The following is a 14945-nucleotide window of genomic DNA, read 5'->3' as shown; positions in this document are numbered from 1 at the left end:
TCCTTCAGCGAATCGTCCGATTAAGTATAGGTAAATGCACGTTTTCTGGTGAGCTGGCGGACGCTTTCGCGGGCAAGCCCGCTCCCACAAAGTTAGTCGGTGTGACGGCAATCGCGTTCACGCCGCCAGACTCTGTGGGAGCGGGCTTGCCCGCGATTGACTGCGCAGCAGTCATTGCGCGAGAGGCTCAACCTTCCTCGTCAACAACGCCACAAACGCCCGCGCCATCGGCGACTTCTGATCCTTGCGCTGCACCAGCCACACCGCCGACACCGCTGCCGGATCCAGCAAAGGCCGATACACCACCCCGTCAATGCGCATCCGTTGATACGACGCCGGCAGCACCGACACGCCCAACCCCGCCGCCACCAGTCCAATGATGGTCATGGCCTCGCCGGCTTCCTGGGCGAAGTGCGGGCTGAAGCCGGAGTCCCGCGCCAGACTGAGCAGTTGCGCGTAAAGACCGCTGCCGTAGCTGCGCGGGAAAAAGACGAACGGCTCGAGGGCAAGGGCTGACAGAAACAGGCCGTCCTCGCTGCTATTCACTAGTGGATGCTTGGAACTGAGCACTGCCACCAGCGGCTCTCTCATCAGCTCAACCACGCTCAGAGAATCCGGCAGACCAAGCGGTCGCATGATCCCGACTTCGATGGACTCGTCCACCAGCGCATCGGCCACTTGGGTACTGCTCATTTCCCGCAGGTTTAAATGCACCGCCGGGAAACGCTGGCGGAACGAGAAAATCGCCTGGGGGATGGTGGAGTTGAAGGGTGCCGATGAGGTAAAGCCAATCTTCAGTTCGCCCAGCTCACCGAGTTGCGCCCGGCGTGCGACGTCGGCGGCTTTGTCGACCTGTGCCAGCACCAGCCGTGCTTCCTGCAGAAACAACCGGCCGGCTTCGCTCAGCTCGACCCGACGATTGGTACGCTCGAACAAGCGCGCCCCAACCTCTTGTTCGAGTGCCTGAATTTGCTGGCTCAGCGGTGGCTGCGAGATGCCCAGCACCTGTGCGGCGCGGCCAAAGTGCAGTTCTTCGGCGACGGCGATGAAGTAGCGCAGGTGACGCAATTCCATGAAAACTCCATTAGGTCGTAAAACCTCTCAAACAGGTCGAACAATATATTGGATTGAATCATTAGGCAGCTATATGCTTTTTTCATTGCCTGACCGGCTACCTGCTACCGAGGTCCGAAGTGAAAACTGTTGTCGCTCCACTCGCCCATGAAGTTCCACCCGCCGCGCTGGACGATGTCGTCGCCGAGATGAAGGAGATCTACATCGAAAAAGGCACGCCGATGTTCATGCGCACGGTGCTGGCGCTGTTCTGCGGCGGCTTCGCGACATTCGCCCTGCTGTACTGCGTGCAACCGATGATGCCGCTGCTGTCCCACGAATACGCCATCAATGCAGCACAGAGCAGCCTGATCCTATCAGTCGCCACCGGCATGCTCGCCATCGGCCTGCTGATCACCGGCCCAATCTCCGACCGAGTGGGGCGCAAACCGGTGATGGTTGCCGCGTTGTTCGCAGCAGCGCTGTGCACCATCGCCAGTTCGATGATGCCGAGCTGGCATGGCGTGTTGCTGATGCGTGCGCTGATCGGCTTGTCGTTGAGCGGTCTGGCGGCGGTCGCCATGACGTACCTGAGCGAAGAGATCCACCCGCAGCACATCGGCCTGGCGATGGGCCTGTACATCGGCGGCAACGCCATCGGCGGGATGAGCGGTCGTTTGATCACCGGCGTGTTGATCGACTTCGTCAGCTGGCACACCGCGATGCTGGTCATCGGGGGGCTGGCGCTGATTGCAGCGGCGGTGTTCTGGAAAATCCTTCCCGAATCACGCAACTTCCGCCCACGCTCGCTGCACCCGCGCAGCCTGCTCGACGGGTTCACCATGCACTTTCGCGATGCCGGCCTGCCGCTGCTGTTCCTTGAAGCTTTTGTGTTGATGGGCGCGTTCGTCACCCTGTTCAATTACATCGGCTATCGCCTGCTGGCCGAGCCGTACCACATGGAACAAGCCTTCGTCGGGCTGCTGTCAGTGGTGTACCTGTCGGGGATCTACAGTTCGGCGAAAATCGGCTCGCTGGCCGACAAACTGGGGCGCCGCAAAGTGCTCTGGTCGACCATCGTATTGATGATCGGCGGCCTCGCCCTGACGATGTTCACGCCACTGCCGCTGGTCATCATCGGCATGCTGATTTTCACCTTCGGCTTCTTCGGCGCGCATTCGGTCGCGAGCAGCTGGATTGGCCGCCGCGCCACCAAGGCCAAGGGTCAGGCGTCGTCGCTGTACCTGTTCAGCTATTACGCCGGGTCGAGCATTGCCGGGACGGCGGGCGGTGTGTTCTGGCACCTGGGTGGGTGGAACGGGATCGGGCTGTTCGTTGGCACCTTGCTGGTGATTGCGCTGCTCGTGGCGTTGAAGTTGGCGAAGTTGCCGCTCTTGCCCGGTAGCGGCACCCCTATCTGAACACCACCCGCACCTCCAGCAGCGCGTCTCGTTTTTCCAGCGTCAATGATTGCAGCGCAACCCCCTCACGCTCGACGCCGTCGAGCCATTGCATCACGACCTTCGCGTTTGCGCTGAGGGTCAGGCGCACTGAATCGATGTCGGTTTCCATCTGGTGGATATCGAGCCCCGCTACCGTGGCGCTGTCGCTGATGCGCAGCGACAGGGGCTGACTGGAATCGGCTGGAGCATTGCTCCGCGGTTGCGCGAGTTGCAGTTGCGCAACCAATGCCAACTGATGCTGATGTTGACGCTCTACGGTTTCCAGACGCTGGCGAGTCGGCTGCCAGATCAGACTGAATGCCACAACGATCAACAAAAAAGTACCCAGGGCTTGCAGCAACCGTTGTTCACGCACAGAAATGCGTTGCCATGCCTGCTTCATGCGTTGTCTTCCACGGTGAGGGTGGCGTGCACGTTGTTGCGCTCTTTGGTGGCGCTATCGAGCCTGACGGACATGCCTTGCTGCCGCCCCCGTTCACGCAACTGCTCAAGCTCGGCAAAGCTGTTGGCGGTCAGCTGGATCTTCCATCCGTCACCCGCCCGGAACTCGATACGGCGCACTTCGACAGCGCTGGCACCGATGACGGTTTCAATCAGTTTCACCAGCCCGGCAATCCGTGTGTTCTGTGGTTCCACCGGTCGACTTTGAAGTGCCTTGAGTTGAGCGGCCAGATCCACGATGCGGCTTTGATCAGGGTAAATCGCCTTGAACCGCTGCTCGTTTTGAGTGACGAGACGGCGGGTTTCACTTTCCAGAAAACGAATGCGCATTTCACTGGCGCCCCAGGTCATCAACAACACGAACGCCATCGCAAACCCGCCGAGGCGCCAGGGCAAAGGTCTGCGACGCGGGGCGAAACAACCTTGCAGCAAATTGATTGCATGCGGTGGGCGCGTCTTCAGCCATTGATCAAGGGTTGGGCCATCCTGACGCTCATCGCACCACCGAATGTCCGCGGGCAACACGGGCCGCAGTTGGGTCAGCGCGTCCTCCGACAACGCCATCCGCGTCGGCAGCCCGCCACCCAGGATCCAGCGACCCAACCACCAGACGCCTAGCGCGTGATCGTCGGGCAAGATGTCGGCATCAACGAAGATCGAGCGGACCTCAATGCCTGACGCCGCCAACAACGCCAGGATGGCAGTCAGTCGTTGTCGGGCAATGACCATCACCGGGTAGCGGTCTTCACGGTCACGCGCACCGACGCTGAGGTGCAACGCCTCGAGCGCCTCGCTGAGTTGATCTTCCACCGCAAACGCGATGACTCGTTTGTCGGGAGCGCGTCGCGAAGGCCAGGGATCGCTGCGCACCCAGCTGCATAACTCGATTGGCAACAGCAGGTCGACGGCCTGCCCGTTCAACGCCTGTGCTGCTTGATCTAAAGGTAGGGTTTGGCGTTGGCCGGTCGGTGACCAGACGCAACAAGGCCAGTCGGTCGACTCCGCCACAAGGCCTTCGGCGGTCAGGTAAAGCCAGGTGTTCATCGCAAAGTCTCGTTGGCCATCGAAGGGAGAAAACGTTTTTGCAGGACATTCAGTTGGCGTGTCTTGAGGTCACGCTCGACGTCGGTGATCAATCGTAAACGGCGATGTCCCGAGGTCACCTGCACCGTGATCCGGAACCAGCGGCTGGAGATCCCTAGTCCATGACTGCTCAGGCCCAATCCGGAAATCAGCGGGTCTTGAGTAAAGGCCTGAACGCTGCCCCAGGCCGAGGTCGACGCCTGCAGGACCAAGGCATCGGCGGTCGTGGCGTCCACTTCAGCGAGCGTCCTCAATACCAGCGCTGGTGCCGTGTTGATGTTCAATGCCGCCTCGGCGGGCAACATCGCTACCCAGGGTTCAAGCTGACGCAACACCTGACCGTCAACGCCCGGCAGCAAACGCAGCTGGCTCAGCTCCCGCAATTCCCCCACCTGGTTCAGTTGCAGCGGCGCAAGATCGAGCGATGCCTGCAAGCGCGCCCAACGGTTGAGCGTGACCTGATCGATCTGTCCCGGCTTCAGCAATGCGTTGAGGTTGAACCGCCCTGCGAGGTCCTCGATATCGACACTGATTTGCGCCTCCTCATTGTCGAATGCAGGCGTCAGATGGGCCCAGTCCTGAGTCAGATCGACAGTTCTTTTTGTGCCTTGCTCCGCGTCCTGCAACTGCAGCAGTGCCCAGGCTTCGGCGCCAATGGCCAGTTGGCGCAGGTGTAACTGCTGCAACTGTTGACCGCTGCTTTGCAGCATCAGGCGATGACTGCGCAACAAGCCGCTGGTGATCAACAGCACCAGGCTCATGACCAGTAATACGCTGATCAATGCCATGCCATTTTGACGTCCGTTCATGGCCGCGCGCCCGGCATCAGCAGCACTCGACGGATCGCTTCGAAACGTCCGGCCGACACTTGCACTTCCAACGCCATTGGCGCTTTCTGGCCTTGCCCGGAGGGCCAATCACTTCGCCAGCCAGCCTCGGCATCAAACAGCCGCCAGCTCAAGTCCCGAACCTCGTCGAGCAGTTTCTGTCGTTGCACGACCGCCGTACCGTCTCCCCGGCTCTCGCGCCACAACGCGCCGTTCTCCAGTTGATAGCTCAGCGCTTGCCGTTCACTGCGAGGCTGGTCCAGGGGATTTCGCCAGTGACTGCGCTGTAACTGCAGGCCTGCCTGTGTCAGCACGACGGGCTGCCCGGTGGCATGCATCAGGTCACGTTCGATCACGGCCACGGCGCGTTGCAGGCTTCTGAATTCGCGTTCATGGGCTGTCGTACTTTGCTGTACTCGCACCACGCCATCGAACAAGCCCCAACTGGCCAACCCCAGCAGGGCGAAAATTGCCAACGCGATGACCAGTTCCAGCAGGGTGAATCCGCGCTGTTTATTCATGACGAAAAGGCACCCAGCCACTGGCGCGGTACAGGTGGTGCTCGCGACCGGGAAGCGTGATGTCGATGTTGATGTTGAGCAGGTACGGATCGCTCGCTTCACTGACAGTCAGGCGCAGCAACCAATCGCGGCGATTCATGTGCACGACCCGCTGGTGTTGGCCGACAGCCACTGGCGATTGCAGGCGCAATTCGTTGAGCTGGTTATCCGCCAGCCAGGCCGCGAAGACACGCTCTTCGACGCCAGCGGTCTGCTTCACCACGTATTGACTCGCCGACAGTACAGCGGCCGCCAGCGTCGCAAAAATCGCCAGGGCTACCATGATTTCCAACAACGTGAAGCCGCGCATGCGCGTGATGGACTGACGGCTACCCATCGATCACCACCTCACCGATACCGTCCCCGGAAAGACTCAGCCAGGTTCTGTCAGCAGCGATGAACGTCAGCGTGAACGCGCTGGTTTCATCGCTGCTGAGCAACAGTAATTGAGGCGGCCCTTCGTCAGCACCGAGGATCAACGAATACCCGTCTTGTTTGAGCCGCGCCCGAACGTTATCAGGCCACCGATAAAAACTGCCCGCCGATTCCCAGCCACGCGTTTCATGCCGCATCACGCGATAACCCTCGATACTCAGGCGCAGGCCATATTCACGCCCCTCAAACACGGCGCGTTCTCGTAGCTGTTGCATGACCTGTGCAAGCGCGTGCGCCTCCTGCCTTGCCTGGCGCGCCGGATTCAGGCCCGTGGCAAAACTCGCCATGCCCAGCAACACACCGATCAAGACGATGACGATCATCAGCTCCAGCAAGGTGAAGCCTGTACACCGCTTGCGCATCGGTCAGCGACTCCAGTTGCCGATATCGCTCGCCTGCCCTTCACCCCCTATCGCGCCGTCGGAGCCCAGCGACACAATGTCGTAGTCCCCGTCGATCGATTGCACCCCAGGATTAAGGTACTGATACGGCGTGCCCCACGGATCGACGGGCATGTTTTTCAGGTAACCCTGAGGGTTCCAGTTCCGCGCGGCAGGAAGCCCGGAAGGGCGCTTGGTCAAGGCTTCCAGACCTTGTTGCGTCGAGGGGTAGGCAAAGTTGTCGAGGCGATACATTTCCAGCGCGGTAGCGATGGCCTGGATATCGATTTTTGCGGCGGTAACCTTGGCCTGATCAGGACGACTCATGAACTGCGGCACCACGATAGCCCCCAGCACGCCGATGATGACGACCACCACCATGATTTCAATCAGGGTGAAACCGCGCTGGGTGGAGGGTGAGTTTTTAGGTAAGGGTTGCATGGTTCAATTCACCAATTGGTTGAGGCTGAGAATCGGTAGCAGGATGGCCAGGACGATCAGCAGCACGACGCCGCCCATCACCACCAGCATGGCCGGCTCAAAGAGGCTCACGACCAGTGCGATACGCGCCGCCAGGCTGCTTTCCTGTTGATCGGCGGCACGAGCGAGCATGCGATCGAGTTCGCCGGCGCGTTCACCGCTGGCAATCATGTGCAGCATCATCGGCGGGATATCACCGCTCAGTTCGAGGCCGCGAGTCAGGGTTGCGCCTTCACGGACCGAGCGGGCGACATCGACCATGCGGGCGCGAATGGTCAGGTTGCCGATGACCGCCGCAGCGATTTCCAACGCGTCCACCAAAGGCACCGCGCTCTTGCCGAGGATTGCCAGGGTGCTGGCAAACCTCGCGGCTTCCATTGCACGCAGCACTTCGCCCATGACCGGCAGGTGCAAGGCCAGCCGATGCCAGCGCAGGCGCCATGAGTGCTGGCGCAGGCTCCAGCGCCACAGGCTGATGAGTGTTGCCAGCAGTGCCAGCAGTAACAGAAAGTGGTTGCGCAGCCCGTTGCTCACGCCGATCAACGCCTGGGTCAGCCAAGGCAATGGCTGTCCGCTGTCGACGAAAATTTTCACGACGTCCGGCACGACAAAACCGAGCAAAAAGCCGATGATCGCCACACTGGCCAGCATCAGAATGAGCGGGTAGACAAGGGCCATCTGGATTTTTTGGCGCGAGGCCTGGCGGGTCTGGGTGTAAGCCGCCAGTTGCTCCAGCACGTGGCCGAGGTGGCCGGAACGTTCGCCGGCAGCAACGGTGGCCCGGAACAATTCGGGAAACGCCCTGGGGAACATCCCCAGCGCTGCCGCCAAGGCATGCCCTTCCATCACCCGGCTTCTGACGGCAGACAACAGACCGGCCACCTTGCGCTTGGCGCTCTGCTTCGCGACCGCATCGAGCGCTTCCTCCAGGGGCAAGCCGGCCTGAACCAGCGTCGATAACTGCAACGTCAGCAGCGCCAGTTCAGCCGCACTCAAACGCCCCACGCGCGGCTTTACTCCCCCGTCGCCGCCGGCGCTGGCCTCGGTCAGCTCAAGTGGCCACAACCCCCGCTCGCGCAGCAATTGGCGGGCATGACGAGCACCGTCGGCTTCCAGTCGACCTTTGCAACTGCGGCCATGGGCATCGTGAGCGCGGTAAATAAATGTTGGCATTGGCTAGTCCTCCTGCGTCACACGCAGCAACTCATCGAGACTGGTCAAACCGTCCAGTACCCGCTGACGACCGTCCTGAAACAGGCTGCGCGAGTGCTTGCGGGTTGCCTCGGTCAAGGCGTGTTCACTGCTGCCTTGATGGATCAGTGCGGACACTTCGGGGGTCACGCTGATCAGTTCGTAAATGCCAACCCGACCGCGGTACCCGTGCTGGCACTGTTCACATCCCTCGGCCCTGAAGAGTTGATGCGATGCCTCGGGGCCAAGCCCCAAACGCGTGCAGGTCGCCGCATCGGCGAGGTACGGCACCTTGCAATGGGGGCACAACGTACGCACCAGGCGCTGGGCCAAAACCCCCACCAGCGACGATGCCAGCAGGTAGGTGTCGACGCCCATGTCCACCAGCCGGGTTACCGCGCCGACCGCACTGTTGGTGTGCAATGTCGAGAGCACCAGGTGACCGGTCAGTGATGCCTGAACGGCAATCTCCGCTGTCTCGCGGTCACGAATTTCGCCGACCATCACCACGTCTGGGTCCTGACGCAGGATCGCTCTCAAGCCACGGGCGAAGGTCATGTCCACCTTTGGATTGACCGGCATCTGGCCTACCCCCGGCAGGTGATACTCGATGGGGTCTTCGACCGTGAGAATGTTGCGGGTCTGGTCATTCAGACTGCTGAGCGCGGCATACAAACTGGTGGTCTTGCCCGAGCCGGTGGGGCCGGTGACCAGCAGGATGCCGTGGGGCCTGGCCAACAATTGGCGCAGGGTCATGAGGGTATCGTCCGGCATTCCCAGCCGATGCAAGTCCAGGCGTCCGGCCTGTTTGTCGAGCAGGCGCAACACCACTCTTTCGCCATGCGCCGAGGGTAATGTCGAGACGCGTACATCGACTTCATGACCCGCCAGGCGCAACGCGATACGGCCATCTTGAGGGACGCGTTTTTCAGCGATGTCCAGGCGCGCCATGACCTTGATTCGCGACACCAACAGGGTCGCCAGCTCACGCCGGGGTCGAAGCATTTCGCGCAATTGCCCATCAACACGCATGCGCACCGACAGGTACTGTTCGAAGGTTTCCAGGTGCAGATCAGATGCCTGCTCGCGCACTGCTTCACTGAGCAGTGCGTTGATCAGCCGGATGATGGGTGCATCGCCCTGCTGCTCCAGTAGATCAGCGGTTTGCGGGACTTGATCGACCAGGCTGAGCAGGTCCAGTTCGTTGTCCAGCCCTTGGGCGACCTGCTCCGCAGCGCTCTGGCCCTCGCGGTAAGCCGATGCCAGGCGTAAAGCGAAAACATCGGCATCGAGGATTCGAAACGGCAGGTCCTGGCCGCACATCCTCCGAGCTTCTGCCAGCGCCGTCAGCGGCGTATCGGCCCGCAGCGCCAGGCTCAGCGCCGAGCCTTCACGCTCCAGCAGCACACCAAAACGCCGCGCGAAGCCGAAGGGCAATTGCTCGCACCCTTCGTTTACGGGCTTATCGCTCACGGACGCACCGACGGTTGCTTTCTCAAATCGAACACCGGCGTATCGCTGACCGGTTCGAACAACTGACGCGAATCCGCCGGCAGCAGCAATGAATTATTGCCCTGCGCGCCAGACTTGCTGAGGTCATGCAGCGCGTTGTAACGCTGCTGGCTGACCCCGGACAGATCCTCCTTGCTGCGCACGATGGTCGGGCGCAAAAAGACCATCAGATTGCTTTTGGTCTGGGTGTCCTTTTTCCAGCGAAACAACGCGCCGAGGTAAGGGATATCACGCAGCAAGGGCACGCCGCTCTGCTGAGTGCGGACGCTGTCCCTGATCAGGCCACCGATGACGATGATCTCGCCATCGTCGGCCAGGATGGTGCTCTTGAGCGCGCGTTTGTTGGTAATCAGATCAGATGAATCGACGCCCGATACTGAGGGCGCGATGTCGGACACTTCCTGCTCGACCTCAAGACGCAACGTCGAGCCTTCGTTGATGTAGGGCTTGATCTTCAGGCTGATGCCCACGTCCTTGCGCTCGACTGTGGTGAACGGATTATCCGCACCGCTGCTGTTGGTGGCGTAGGAACCGGTTTTGAACGGCACGTTCTGGCCGACGATGATTTCCGCTTGCTGATTGTCCAGCGTCAGCAGGCTCGGCGTGGACAGCAAGTTGCTGCGGGTATTGCTTGCCAGCGCCGAAATCAACGCGCCGAATCGGTCGCTGCCCAACTGCAGAATGGCGCCTTCCGGTGCGCTTTTTCTCTCATCGAACGTCAGTCCGCCGACGATCGGGATGTCGGTACCGGGGAAGTTGAGGAAACCCTTCGCGTCACCGGTATTGATGTTCCACTGGACACCAACGGCCTCGGCCATGTCCCCGGAAATTTCCACAATCGCGGCATGGATCAGCACCTGGGCCCTGGGTTGATCCAACTGCCGCACGATGTTTTCGATGGTCCGAATCTGGGCCGGCTCGGCAATCAGCACCAGCGCATTCTGGCTTTCGTCTGCCTTGATCATGAACGCAGGGCCGCTGGCCTGCTCCTTTGCCCCCCCCATCGTCTGGGTCGGTTTTCTGCCCTGCCCCATCGTTTCAAGCACTTCAGCCAATTGCCTGGCATCGCTGTAGCGCAGGCGAATGACTCGGGCATTGTCGAGGCTCGCGGTAGCAGGTGTATCCAGGCTGCGCGCCAGGTCAACCAGACGCTGGCGGACCGTGGGCGGACCGATGAGGATCAGGCGGTTGGTCCGAGTGTCGGCGATGACCTGAGTGGCTGTATCGGCATTGCGTTTGCCTAGCGTGGCTTCCATCACCGGCGCCACATCAGCCGCTTGGGCGTGACGTAATTGCACGACGGCATGCAGGGTGTTCTGGCCAGCGTCCAACTGCCGGATGAGCTGGGTGACACGCTGCACGTTGGCGGCCGTGTCGGTGACCACCAGGGCGTTGGCCGATACCGACGGGCCGACGTAACCATTGGCCGAAATCAACGGCCGCACCAGTCCGGCAATGTCGGCGGCGTTACTGGTATTCAGTTCGATGACCCGGGTGACAAATTGCGACGCTGTTGCGTTCTTTGCCACGCCTTGGCCGGCACGGGTCTTGGCTTCAGCCACCGGCGTGATCAGGATCCGGTCGCCCTCGTCGATCACCGTGAAGTTATGCGCATCCAGCACCGAGTAGAACAAGCGACGGACACCCTCGCGATCAAGGGCCTGACGGGACATGACGGTAATGCGACCCGTGACTCTTGGGTCGAGCACTACGGTGGTCCCGAGAATGCTGGAAATCTCCTCGACGATGTCCCGCAGCTCGGCATTGTTCATCGCCAGTTGCCATTTTTCTTCTTCGGCTTGAAGTGTGCCGGGCTCGTTCGCCGACACTAAAAAGACGAGAAGAAGCAGGACGCGCAATGCCTGCGCACGGGTGAAGCTGTTCATGAAATGATCACTCTGACGGCTCGAAAAACGGGCGTAGAAAACGCGATGAAACGGCAGCTGCATTGGGTGCGGCTGGCCACTCAAGCCTGCGTAGAAAACGTTCGGCAGATGGTTGCAACGTCAGCAGCTCTTCCCGCCCCTTGTTCCACAACACGACCTGGTTGGGTTCGACACGGCGTAGCACGCTGCCACCCGGTAACTGTTCTCCCACCTGGTACATGCGCGAACCTTGAGAGTCGGCGAGCAACGCCCTCGACACACCAGACCCGACGACAAAACTGGCCTGCAAGGTCAATGGTTCGGCGCTGGGCAACCGCGCAGTTTCATCTGCCAGACCCAGCACGGTAGTAATCGCGGTGGTATCCAGCGTTTCGCGGGACGGCGCCGGGAGTGTCGAGGCTACAAAAGGCGAAGTGATCGAGACGTTTGCGCGAAAGTCCCACTCCTGCCAGACAAGAAAAGTTGCATAGCTGATCGCTACAACCAGCATTAAGCTTCTGCGCAGCATGACGGCGAGCGCTGTCATACACCCGAAAACCCGCGCAGGTGAATGCGGTGTCTGGAGTAAACCGAAACCATCATTTTCAACTCGATGCTCAACAGAAAAATGACCCTTCAGGCGATCTGTACGAGATCGCCTGAAGGTTTACAGGGAGGACTTAGAGCTTGTCCCACGCCATGTGCCAGTGAGCACCGACACCGGGTTCAAAACCGTTGGCAGTCGGGCTGTACTGCTTGCAGTAACCGGACTCGGGGAAAGGTTTGCACTCGAAGACTTCATTGGTTTTAGGTTGCAGCACCTTGGTGCCAGCGGTGTAGTCGCTTACACCTTCCGGGAACACGAAGTCATATTCGATGCCCGTGCCTTCACCGGTGATGTTGGTTGGCTGGGTGTCCTGGCGAGTCGTGCGACCATCCAGAGTAGTACCGACCAGAGTCAGAGTATGTGCGCCGGGATTGCTGCGAACATCCATGACGAGCGATGCCAGTCCACTATCCACTTGGGCCGAAGTAGTGCCGACCGGCTTGTTGTTCTGATCGAACAATGTCGCTTCGACGTTCATTTTGCGATTGGACATAATGCTGAAGTCGACCTTGGCACGACCTTTATCCAATACGTACTCAGCTTGCTGCGAAGCCACCGACAAGCGAGCTGCGGCGTCTTCTTTCATGTCCAGCTGCACTTCGTAACGGGTGATGGCGCTTTCTTTTTGCGCGTACAGGCTGTTGTTACCCTTCACCGGTTCGATGTTGCCGTTCTCATCACGAACACCGGCTCGAACAAGGGTGTGGGTCGCATTGATTTTTTCGGCCAGTTTGAAGGCCCAGTTGTTTGGCGAACCTTCCTCGACGTTGTCGATGGATATTTCGACGCTGTACTCCGGGCTTTCACCATTGGCCGAGAACGCGCGGGCTTTAACCTTGTCTCCGACCAGCAATGCGGTCGACGGCGCAATGCCACCCACGGAAGACCAGCCGCCTGGCAGCGATGGCTCAGCCAGAATGTTTACATCGGTAGGGTTATAGAAGGCCATGTCGGTGTCACCGACTGTCCAGATCGCCAGGATGACGTGCTGACCGGACTTGTCTTCAGGAATGGTGCAGTTGTGCTTGGCACCGGAGACGGGTTTCTGGTTGCCACCGTCGATCGTGCAGAACGGCGTGCTTTCGAAGGTGGCGCGTTTGAGCGATTCGTTCGGGTTCCAGCCGTTGCGGGTGATGAAATATTCGTGCTTGGTCGCAGGGTGAACGGCGGTGTATTGCCATTCGAAATTGATGTTGCGGTCTTTGATTTCGGTCAGCTGCCAGCGGGTCGCGGACTGAGCGTCAAGGGCCGAGAACAGGGAGTGACCGCCACTGGCGATCTTCCCATCAACCGGGCCCTGCAAGGGAGCACCACCAACGCCTGCCGGAAAGCCCTTGAAGGTTTCACCGACGCTTTGCGGTTCGTATTGCGCACCACCGCAATTGGTGTTTACGCCTTTTTGGCAGAGCAGCGCCCGCGAAGGTGGCACTTCCAGATAACCGTGAGCGGAAACAGTTTGCGAGGCGAACATTGCCGATAAAAGAATCATTGAAGTAGTGCAGGCGGCTAACGCACTTCTCTTCTCGAAATTGTTTTTCATGATGGGTTCCAGACTGCTTATCGAAATAGAGGCGCTCGGAAAAGCGCCAATGGGTGCGATATCGCCGGGTGCGTAACGCACCCGGCAAGGGGCTGGAACCTTACGGGGATAGCGGCAATTTCTATGTAGGAGTAATCGCTTTCAACAGAAGGAAAGGTCCTTGTCTTTATTTATCTGTCAGCCGATGGAAATCGGTCCTACGAGCGAAGACGCGCCGGGCGATAGTCATTTCACCAGGCATAAAAAAGCCTGCGGGGAACGTGTCCCGGCAGGCTTCAAATACTTCAGTAACCGTTATTCGTGATACTGCGCCGACAACTCATGCACCGCGCGCAGGAACGCACCGGCGTGTTCCGGATTGACTTCCGGCGTAATGCCATGGCCGAGGTTGAATACGTGGCCGCTGCCCTTGCCGTAGCTGGCGAGAATCCGGCCGACTTCGGTGCGAATGGCTTCTGGTTTGGCGTAGAGCACGGTTGGGTCCATGTTGCCTTGCAGGGCGACTTTGCTGCCGACGCGATCACGGGCGCTGCCGATGTCGCAGGTCCAGTCCAGGCCCAGTGCATCCGCGCCAGCGTCGGCGATACTTTCCAGCCACAAACCGCCGCCCTTGGTGAACAGGATCACCGGAACCTTGCGGCCTTCGTGTTCGCGGATCAGGCCGCTGACGATCTTTTTCATGTAGGCCAGGGAGAATTCCTGGTACGCCGCCGCCGAAAGGCTGCCGCCCCAGCTATCGAAAATCTGCACGGCTTGCGCACCGGCCATGATCTGGCCGTTGAGGTAGCTGGTGACCGTCTGCGCGAGTTTGTCCAGCAGCAGGTGCAAGGCTTGCGGGTTGTCGTACAGCATGGTTTTGGTCTTGCGGTAGTCTTTCGACGAGCCGCCTTCAACCATGTAGGTGGCCAGGGTCCACGGGCTACCGGAGAAGCCGATCAACGGCACACGACCGTTCAGTTCACGGCGGATGGTACTGACAGCATCCATGACGTAGCCAAGGTCTTTGTGCGGATCAGGAATCGGCAAGGCTTCGATGTCAGCCAGGGTACTGACGACTTTCTTGAAGCGCGGACCTTCACCGGTCTCGAAGTACAGGCCTTGGCCCATGGCATCGGGAATGGTCAGGATGTCGGAGAAGAGGATCGCCGCGTCCAGTTGCGGATAGCGGTCGAGCGGTTGCAGGGTGACTTCGCAAGCGAACTCCGGGTTCATGCACAGGCTCATGAAGTCGCCGGCCTTGGCACGGCTGGCGCGGTATTCCGGCAGGTAGCGACCGGCCTGACGCATCATCCAGACAGGCGTGACGTCTACGGGTTGCTTGAGCAGGGCACGAAGGAAACGGTCGTTCTTCAGGGCAGTCATGTCGGCATCCGGAAAAAAAGTGCGGGCATTTTCTCAGAGCGCGACGCAAAAGGCACGGTTGCAGGTCAGCCTTTTGTCTATCGGGTCAATTTGTCGCGGTGGAATCACGGTTTTCGCAACACCGCGAAACAACTGTAGGAGTGAGC

At 60.0% G+C, this 14945-nt stretch carries 15 protein-coding genes; 1 reads left to right on the top strand and 14 read right to left on the bottom strand.

Annotation, left to right across the window (positions count from 1 at the left end):
* Positions 1-171: 171 nt before the first annotated feature.
* Positions 172-1074: a LysR family transcriptional regulator gene (locus tag ACA063_RS01950; protein ID WP_497664578.1), complete on the bottom strand. Its 903-nt coding sequence runs from the start codon at positions 1072-1074 to the stop codon at positions 172-174.
* A 167-nt stretch (positions 1075-1241) separates the two neighbouring features.
* Between ACA063_RS01950 and ACA063_RS01945 the strand changes: the two genes are divergently transcribed.
* Entirely contained in the window at positions 1242-2474 is a 1233-nt protein-coding gene (locus tag ACA063_RS01945) for an MFS transporter (protein WP_497666458.1), read from the top strand.
* Here ACA063_RS01945 and ACA063_RS01940 read toward each other — a convergent pair.
* From ACA063_RS01940 to hemE, 13 genes are all read right to left on the bottom strand, one after another.
* Positions 2467-2898: a type II secretion system protein M gene (locus tag ACA063_RS01940; RefSeq protein WP_497664577.1), complete on the bottom strand. Its 432-nt coding sequence runs from the start codon at positions 2896-2898 to the stop codon at positions 2467-2469. The genes ACA063_RS01945 and ACA063_RS01940 overlap by 8 nt on opposite strands.
* Positions 2895-4001 carry a type II secretion system protein GspL gene (gene gspL / locus ACA063_RS01935; protein ID WP_497664576.1) on the bottom strand — a complete coding sequence of 369 codons (1107 nt, stop codon included), beginning with the start codon at positions 3999-4001 and terminating at the stop codon, positions 2895-2897. Before gspL ends, ACA063_RS01940 begins: the two co-directional genes overlap by 4 nt.
* Entirely contained in the window at positions 3998-4849 is an 852-nt protein-coding gene (locus tag ACA063_RS01930) for a type II secretion system protein GspK (RefSeq protein ID WP_497664575.1), read from the bottom strand. Before ACA063_RS01930 ends, gspL begins: the two co-directional genes overlap by 4 nt.
* The gene (locus tag ACA063_RS01925; protein WP_497664574.1) at positions 4846-5388 is read right to left on the bottom strand and encodes a type II secretion system protein GspJ; all 543 of its coding nucleotides are present in this window, start codon (positions 5386-5388) and stop codon (positions 4846-4848) included. The genes ACA063_RS01930 and ACA063_RS01925 overlap by 4 nt, the downstream gene beginning before the upstream one ends.
* Positions 5381-5764, bottom strand: a complete 384-nt coding sequence (gspI, locus tag ACA063_RS01920) for a type II secretion system minor pseudopilin GspI (RefSeq protein ID WP_497664573.1) — start codon at positions 5762-5764, stop codon at positions 5381-5383. The genes ACA063_RS01925 and gspI overlap by 8 nt, the downstream gene beginning before the upstream one ends.
* Positions 5757-6224 carry a type II secretion system minor pseudopilin GspH gene (gene gspH, locus ACA063_RS01915; RefSeq protein WP_497664572.1) on the bottom strand — a complete coding sequence of 156 codons (468 nt, stop codon included), beginning with the start codon at positions 6222-6224 and terminating at the stop codon, positions 5757-5759. Before gspH ends, gspI begins: the two co-directional genes overlap by 8 nt.
* Before the next feature lie 3 nt (positions 6225-6227).
* Positions 6228-6683, bottom strand: a complete 456-nt coding sequence (gene gspG / locus ACA063_RS01910) for a type II secretion system major pseudopilin GspG (RefSeq protein WP_497664571.1) — start codon at positions 6681-6683, stop codon at positions 6228-6230.
* Between the two features lie 3 nt (positions 6684-6686).
* Positions 6687-7895, bottom strand: a complete 1209-nt coding sequence (gspF, locus tag ACA063_RS01905; RefSeq protein ID WP_497664570.1) for a type II secretion system inner membrane protein GspF — start codon at positions 7893-7895, stop codon at positions 6687-6689.
* 3 nt (positions 7896-7898) lie between these two features.
* Positions 7899-9386 carry a type II secretion system ATPase GspE gene (gspE, locus tag ACA063_RS01900; RefSeq protein ID WP_497664569.1) on the bottom strand — a complete coding sequence of 496 codons (1488 nt, stop codon included), beginning with the start codon at positions 9384-9386 and terminating at the stop codon, positions 7899-7901.
* On the bottom strand, positions 9383-11311 hold the full coding sequence (gspD, locus tag ACA063_RS01895) for a type II secretion system secretin GspD (protein WP_497664568.1): 1929 nt from the start codon (positions 11309-11311) through the stop codon (positions 9383-9385). Before gspD ends, gspE begins: the two co-directional genes overlap by 4 nt.
* A gap of 7 nt (positions 11312-11318) precedes the next feature.
* Positions 11319-11801 carry a type II secretion system protein N gene (locus ACA063_RS01890; protein ID WP_497664567.1) on the bottom strand — a complete coding sequence of 161 codons (483 nt, stop codon included), beginning with the start codon at positions 11799-11801 and terminating at the stop codon, positions 11319-11321.
* A 169-nt stretch (positions 11802-11970) separates the two neighbouring features.
* Positions 11971-13437, bottom strand: coding sequence for an N-acetylglucosamine-binding protein GbpA (gene gbpA / locus ACA063_RS01885; RefSeq protein ID WP_497664566.1), 1467 nt, complete (start codon positions 13435-13437; stop codon positions 11971-11973).
* Positions 13438-13731: 294 nt separating this feature from the next.
* On the bottom strand, positions 13732-14799 hold the full coding sequence (gene hemE / locus ACA063_RS01880) for a uroporphyrinogen decarboxylase (RefSeq protein WP_497664565.1): 1068 nt from the start codon (positions 14797-14799) through the stop codon (positions 13732-13734).
* Between the last annotated feature and the right edge of the window lie 146 nt (positions 14800-14945).

It is taken from the genome of Pseudomonas sp. LBUM1643 (genome assembly GCF_059716215.1).
The sequence above is the reverse complement of the archived record's forward strand: the minus strand, read 5'-3'. Positions and strand labels throughout refer to the sequence as shown.

Excerpts from the sequence above, each read along its gene's own strand:
- ACA063_RS01950 (WP_497664578.1), bottom strand. The coding sequence starts at position 1,074 with ATGGAATTGCGTCACCTGCGCTACTTCATCGCCGTCGCCGAAGAACTG.
- ACA063_RS01940 (WP_497664577.1), bottom strand. The coding sequence starts at position 2,898 with ATGAAGCAGGCATGGCAACGCATTTCTGTGCGTGAACAACGGTTGCTG.
- gspL (WP_497664576.1), bottom strand. The coding sequence starts at position 4,001 with ATGAACACCTGGCTTTACCTGACCGCCGAAGGCCTTGTGGCGGAGTCG.
- ACA063_RS01930 (WP_497664575.1), bottom strand. The coding sequence starts at position 4,849 with ATGAACGGACGTCAAAATGGCATGGCATTGATCAGCGTATTACTGGTC.
- ACA063_RS01925 (WP_497664574.1), bottom strand. The coding sequence starts at position 5,388 with ATGAATAAACAGCGCGGATTCACCCTGCTGGAACTGGTCATCGCGTTG.
- gspI (WP_497664573.1), bottom strand. The coding sequence starts at position 5,764 with ATGGGTAGCCGTCAGTCCATCACGCGCATGCGCGGCTTCACGTTGTTG.
- gspH (WP_497664572.1), bottom strand. The coding sequence starts at position 6,224 with ATGCGCAAGCGGTGTACAGGCTTCACCTTGCTGGAGCTGATGATCGTC.
- gspG (WP_497664571.1), bottom strand. The coding sequence starts at position 6,683 with ATGCAACCCTTACCTAAAAACTCACCCTCCACCCAGCGCGGTTTCACC.
- gspF (WP_497664570.1), bottom strand. The coding sequence starts at position 7,895 with ATGCCAACATTTATTTACCGCGCTCACGATGCCCATGGCCGCAGTTGC.
- gspD (WP_497664568.1), bottom strand. The coding sequence starts at position 11,311 with ATGAACAGCTTCACCCGTGCGCAGGCATTGCGCGTCCTGCTTCTTCTC.
- ACA063_RS01890 (WP_497664567.1), bottom strand. The coding sequence starts at position 11,801 with ATGCTGGTTGTAGCGATCAGCTATGCAACTTTTCTTGTCTGGCAGGAG.
- gbpA (WP_497664566.1), bottom strand. The coding sequence starts at position 13,437 with ATGAAAAACAATTTCGAGAAGAGAAGTGCGTTAGCCGCCTGCACTACT.
- hemE (WP_497664565.1), bottom strand. The coding sequence starts at position 14,799 with ATGACTGCCCTGAAGAACGACCGTTTCCTTCGTGCCCTGCTCAAGCAA.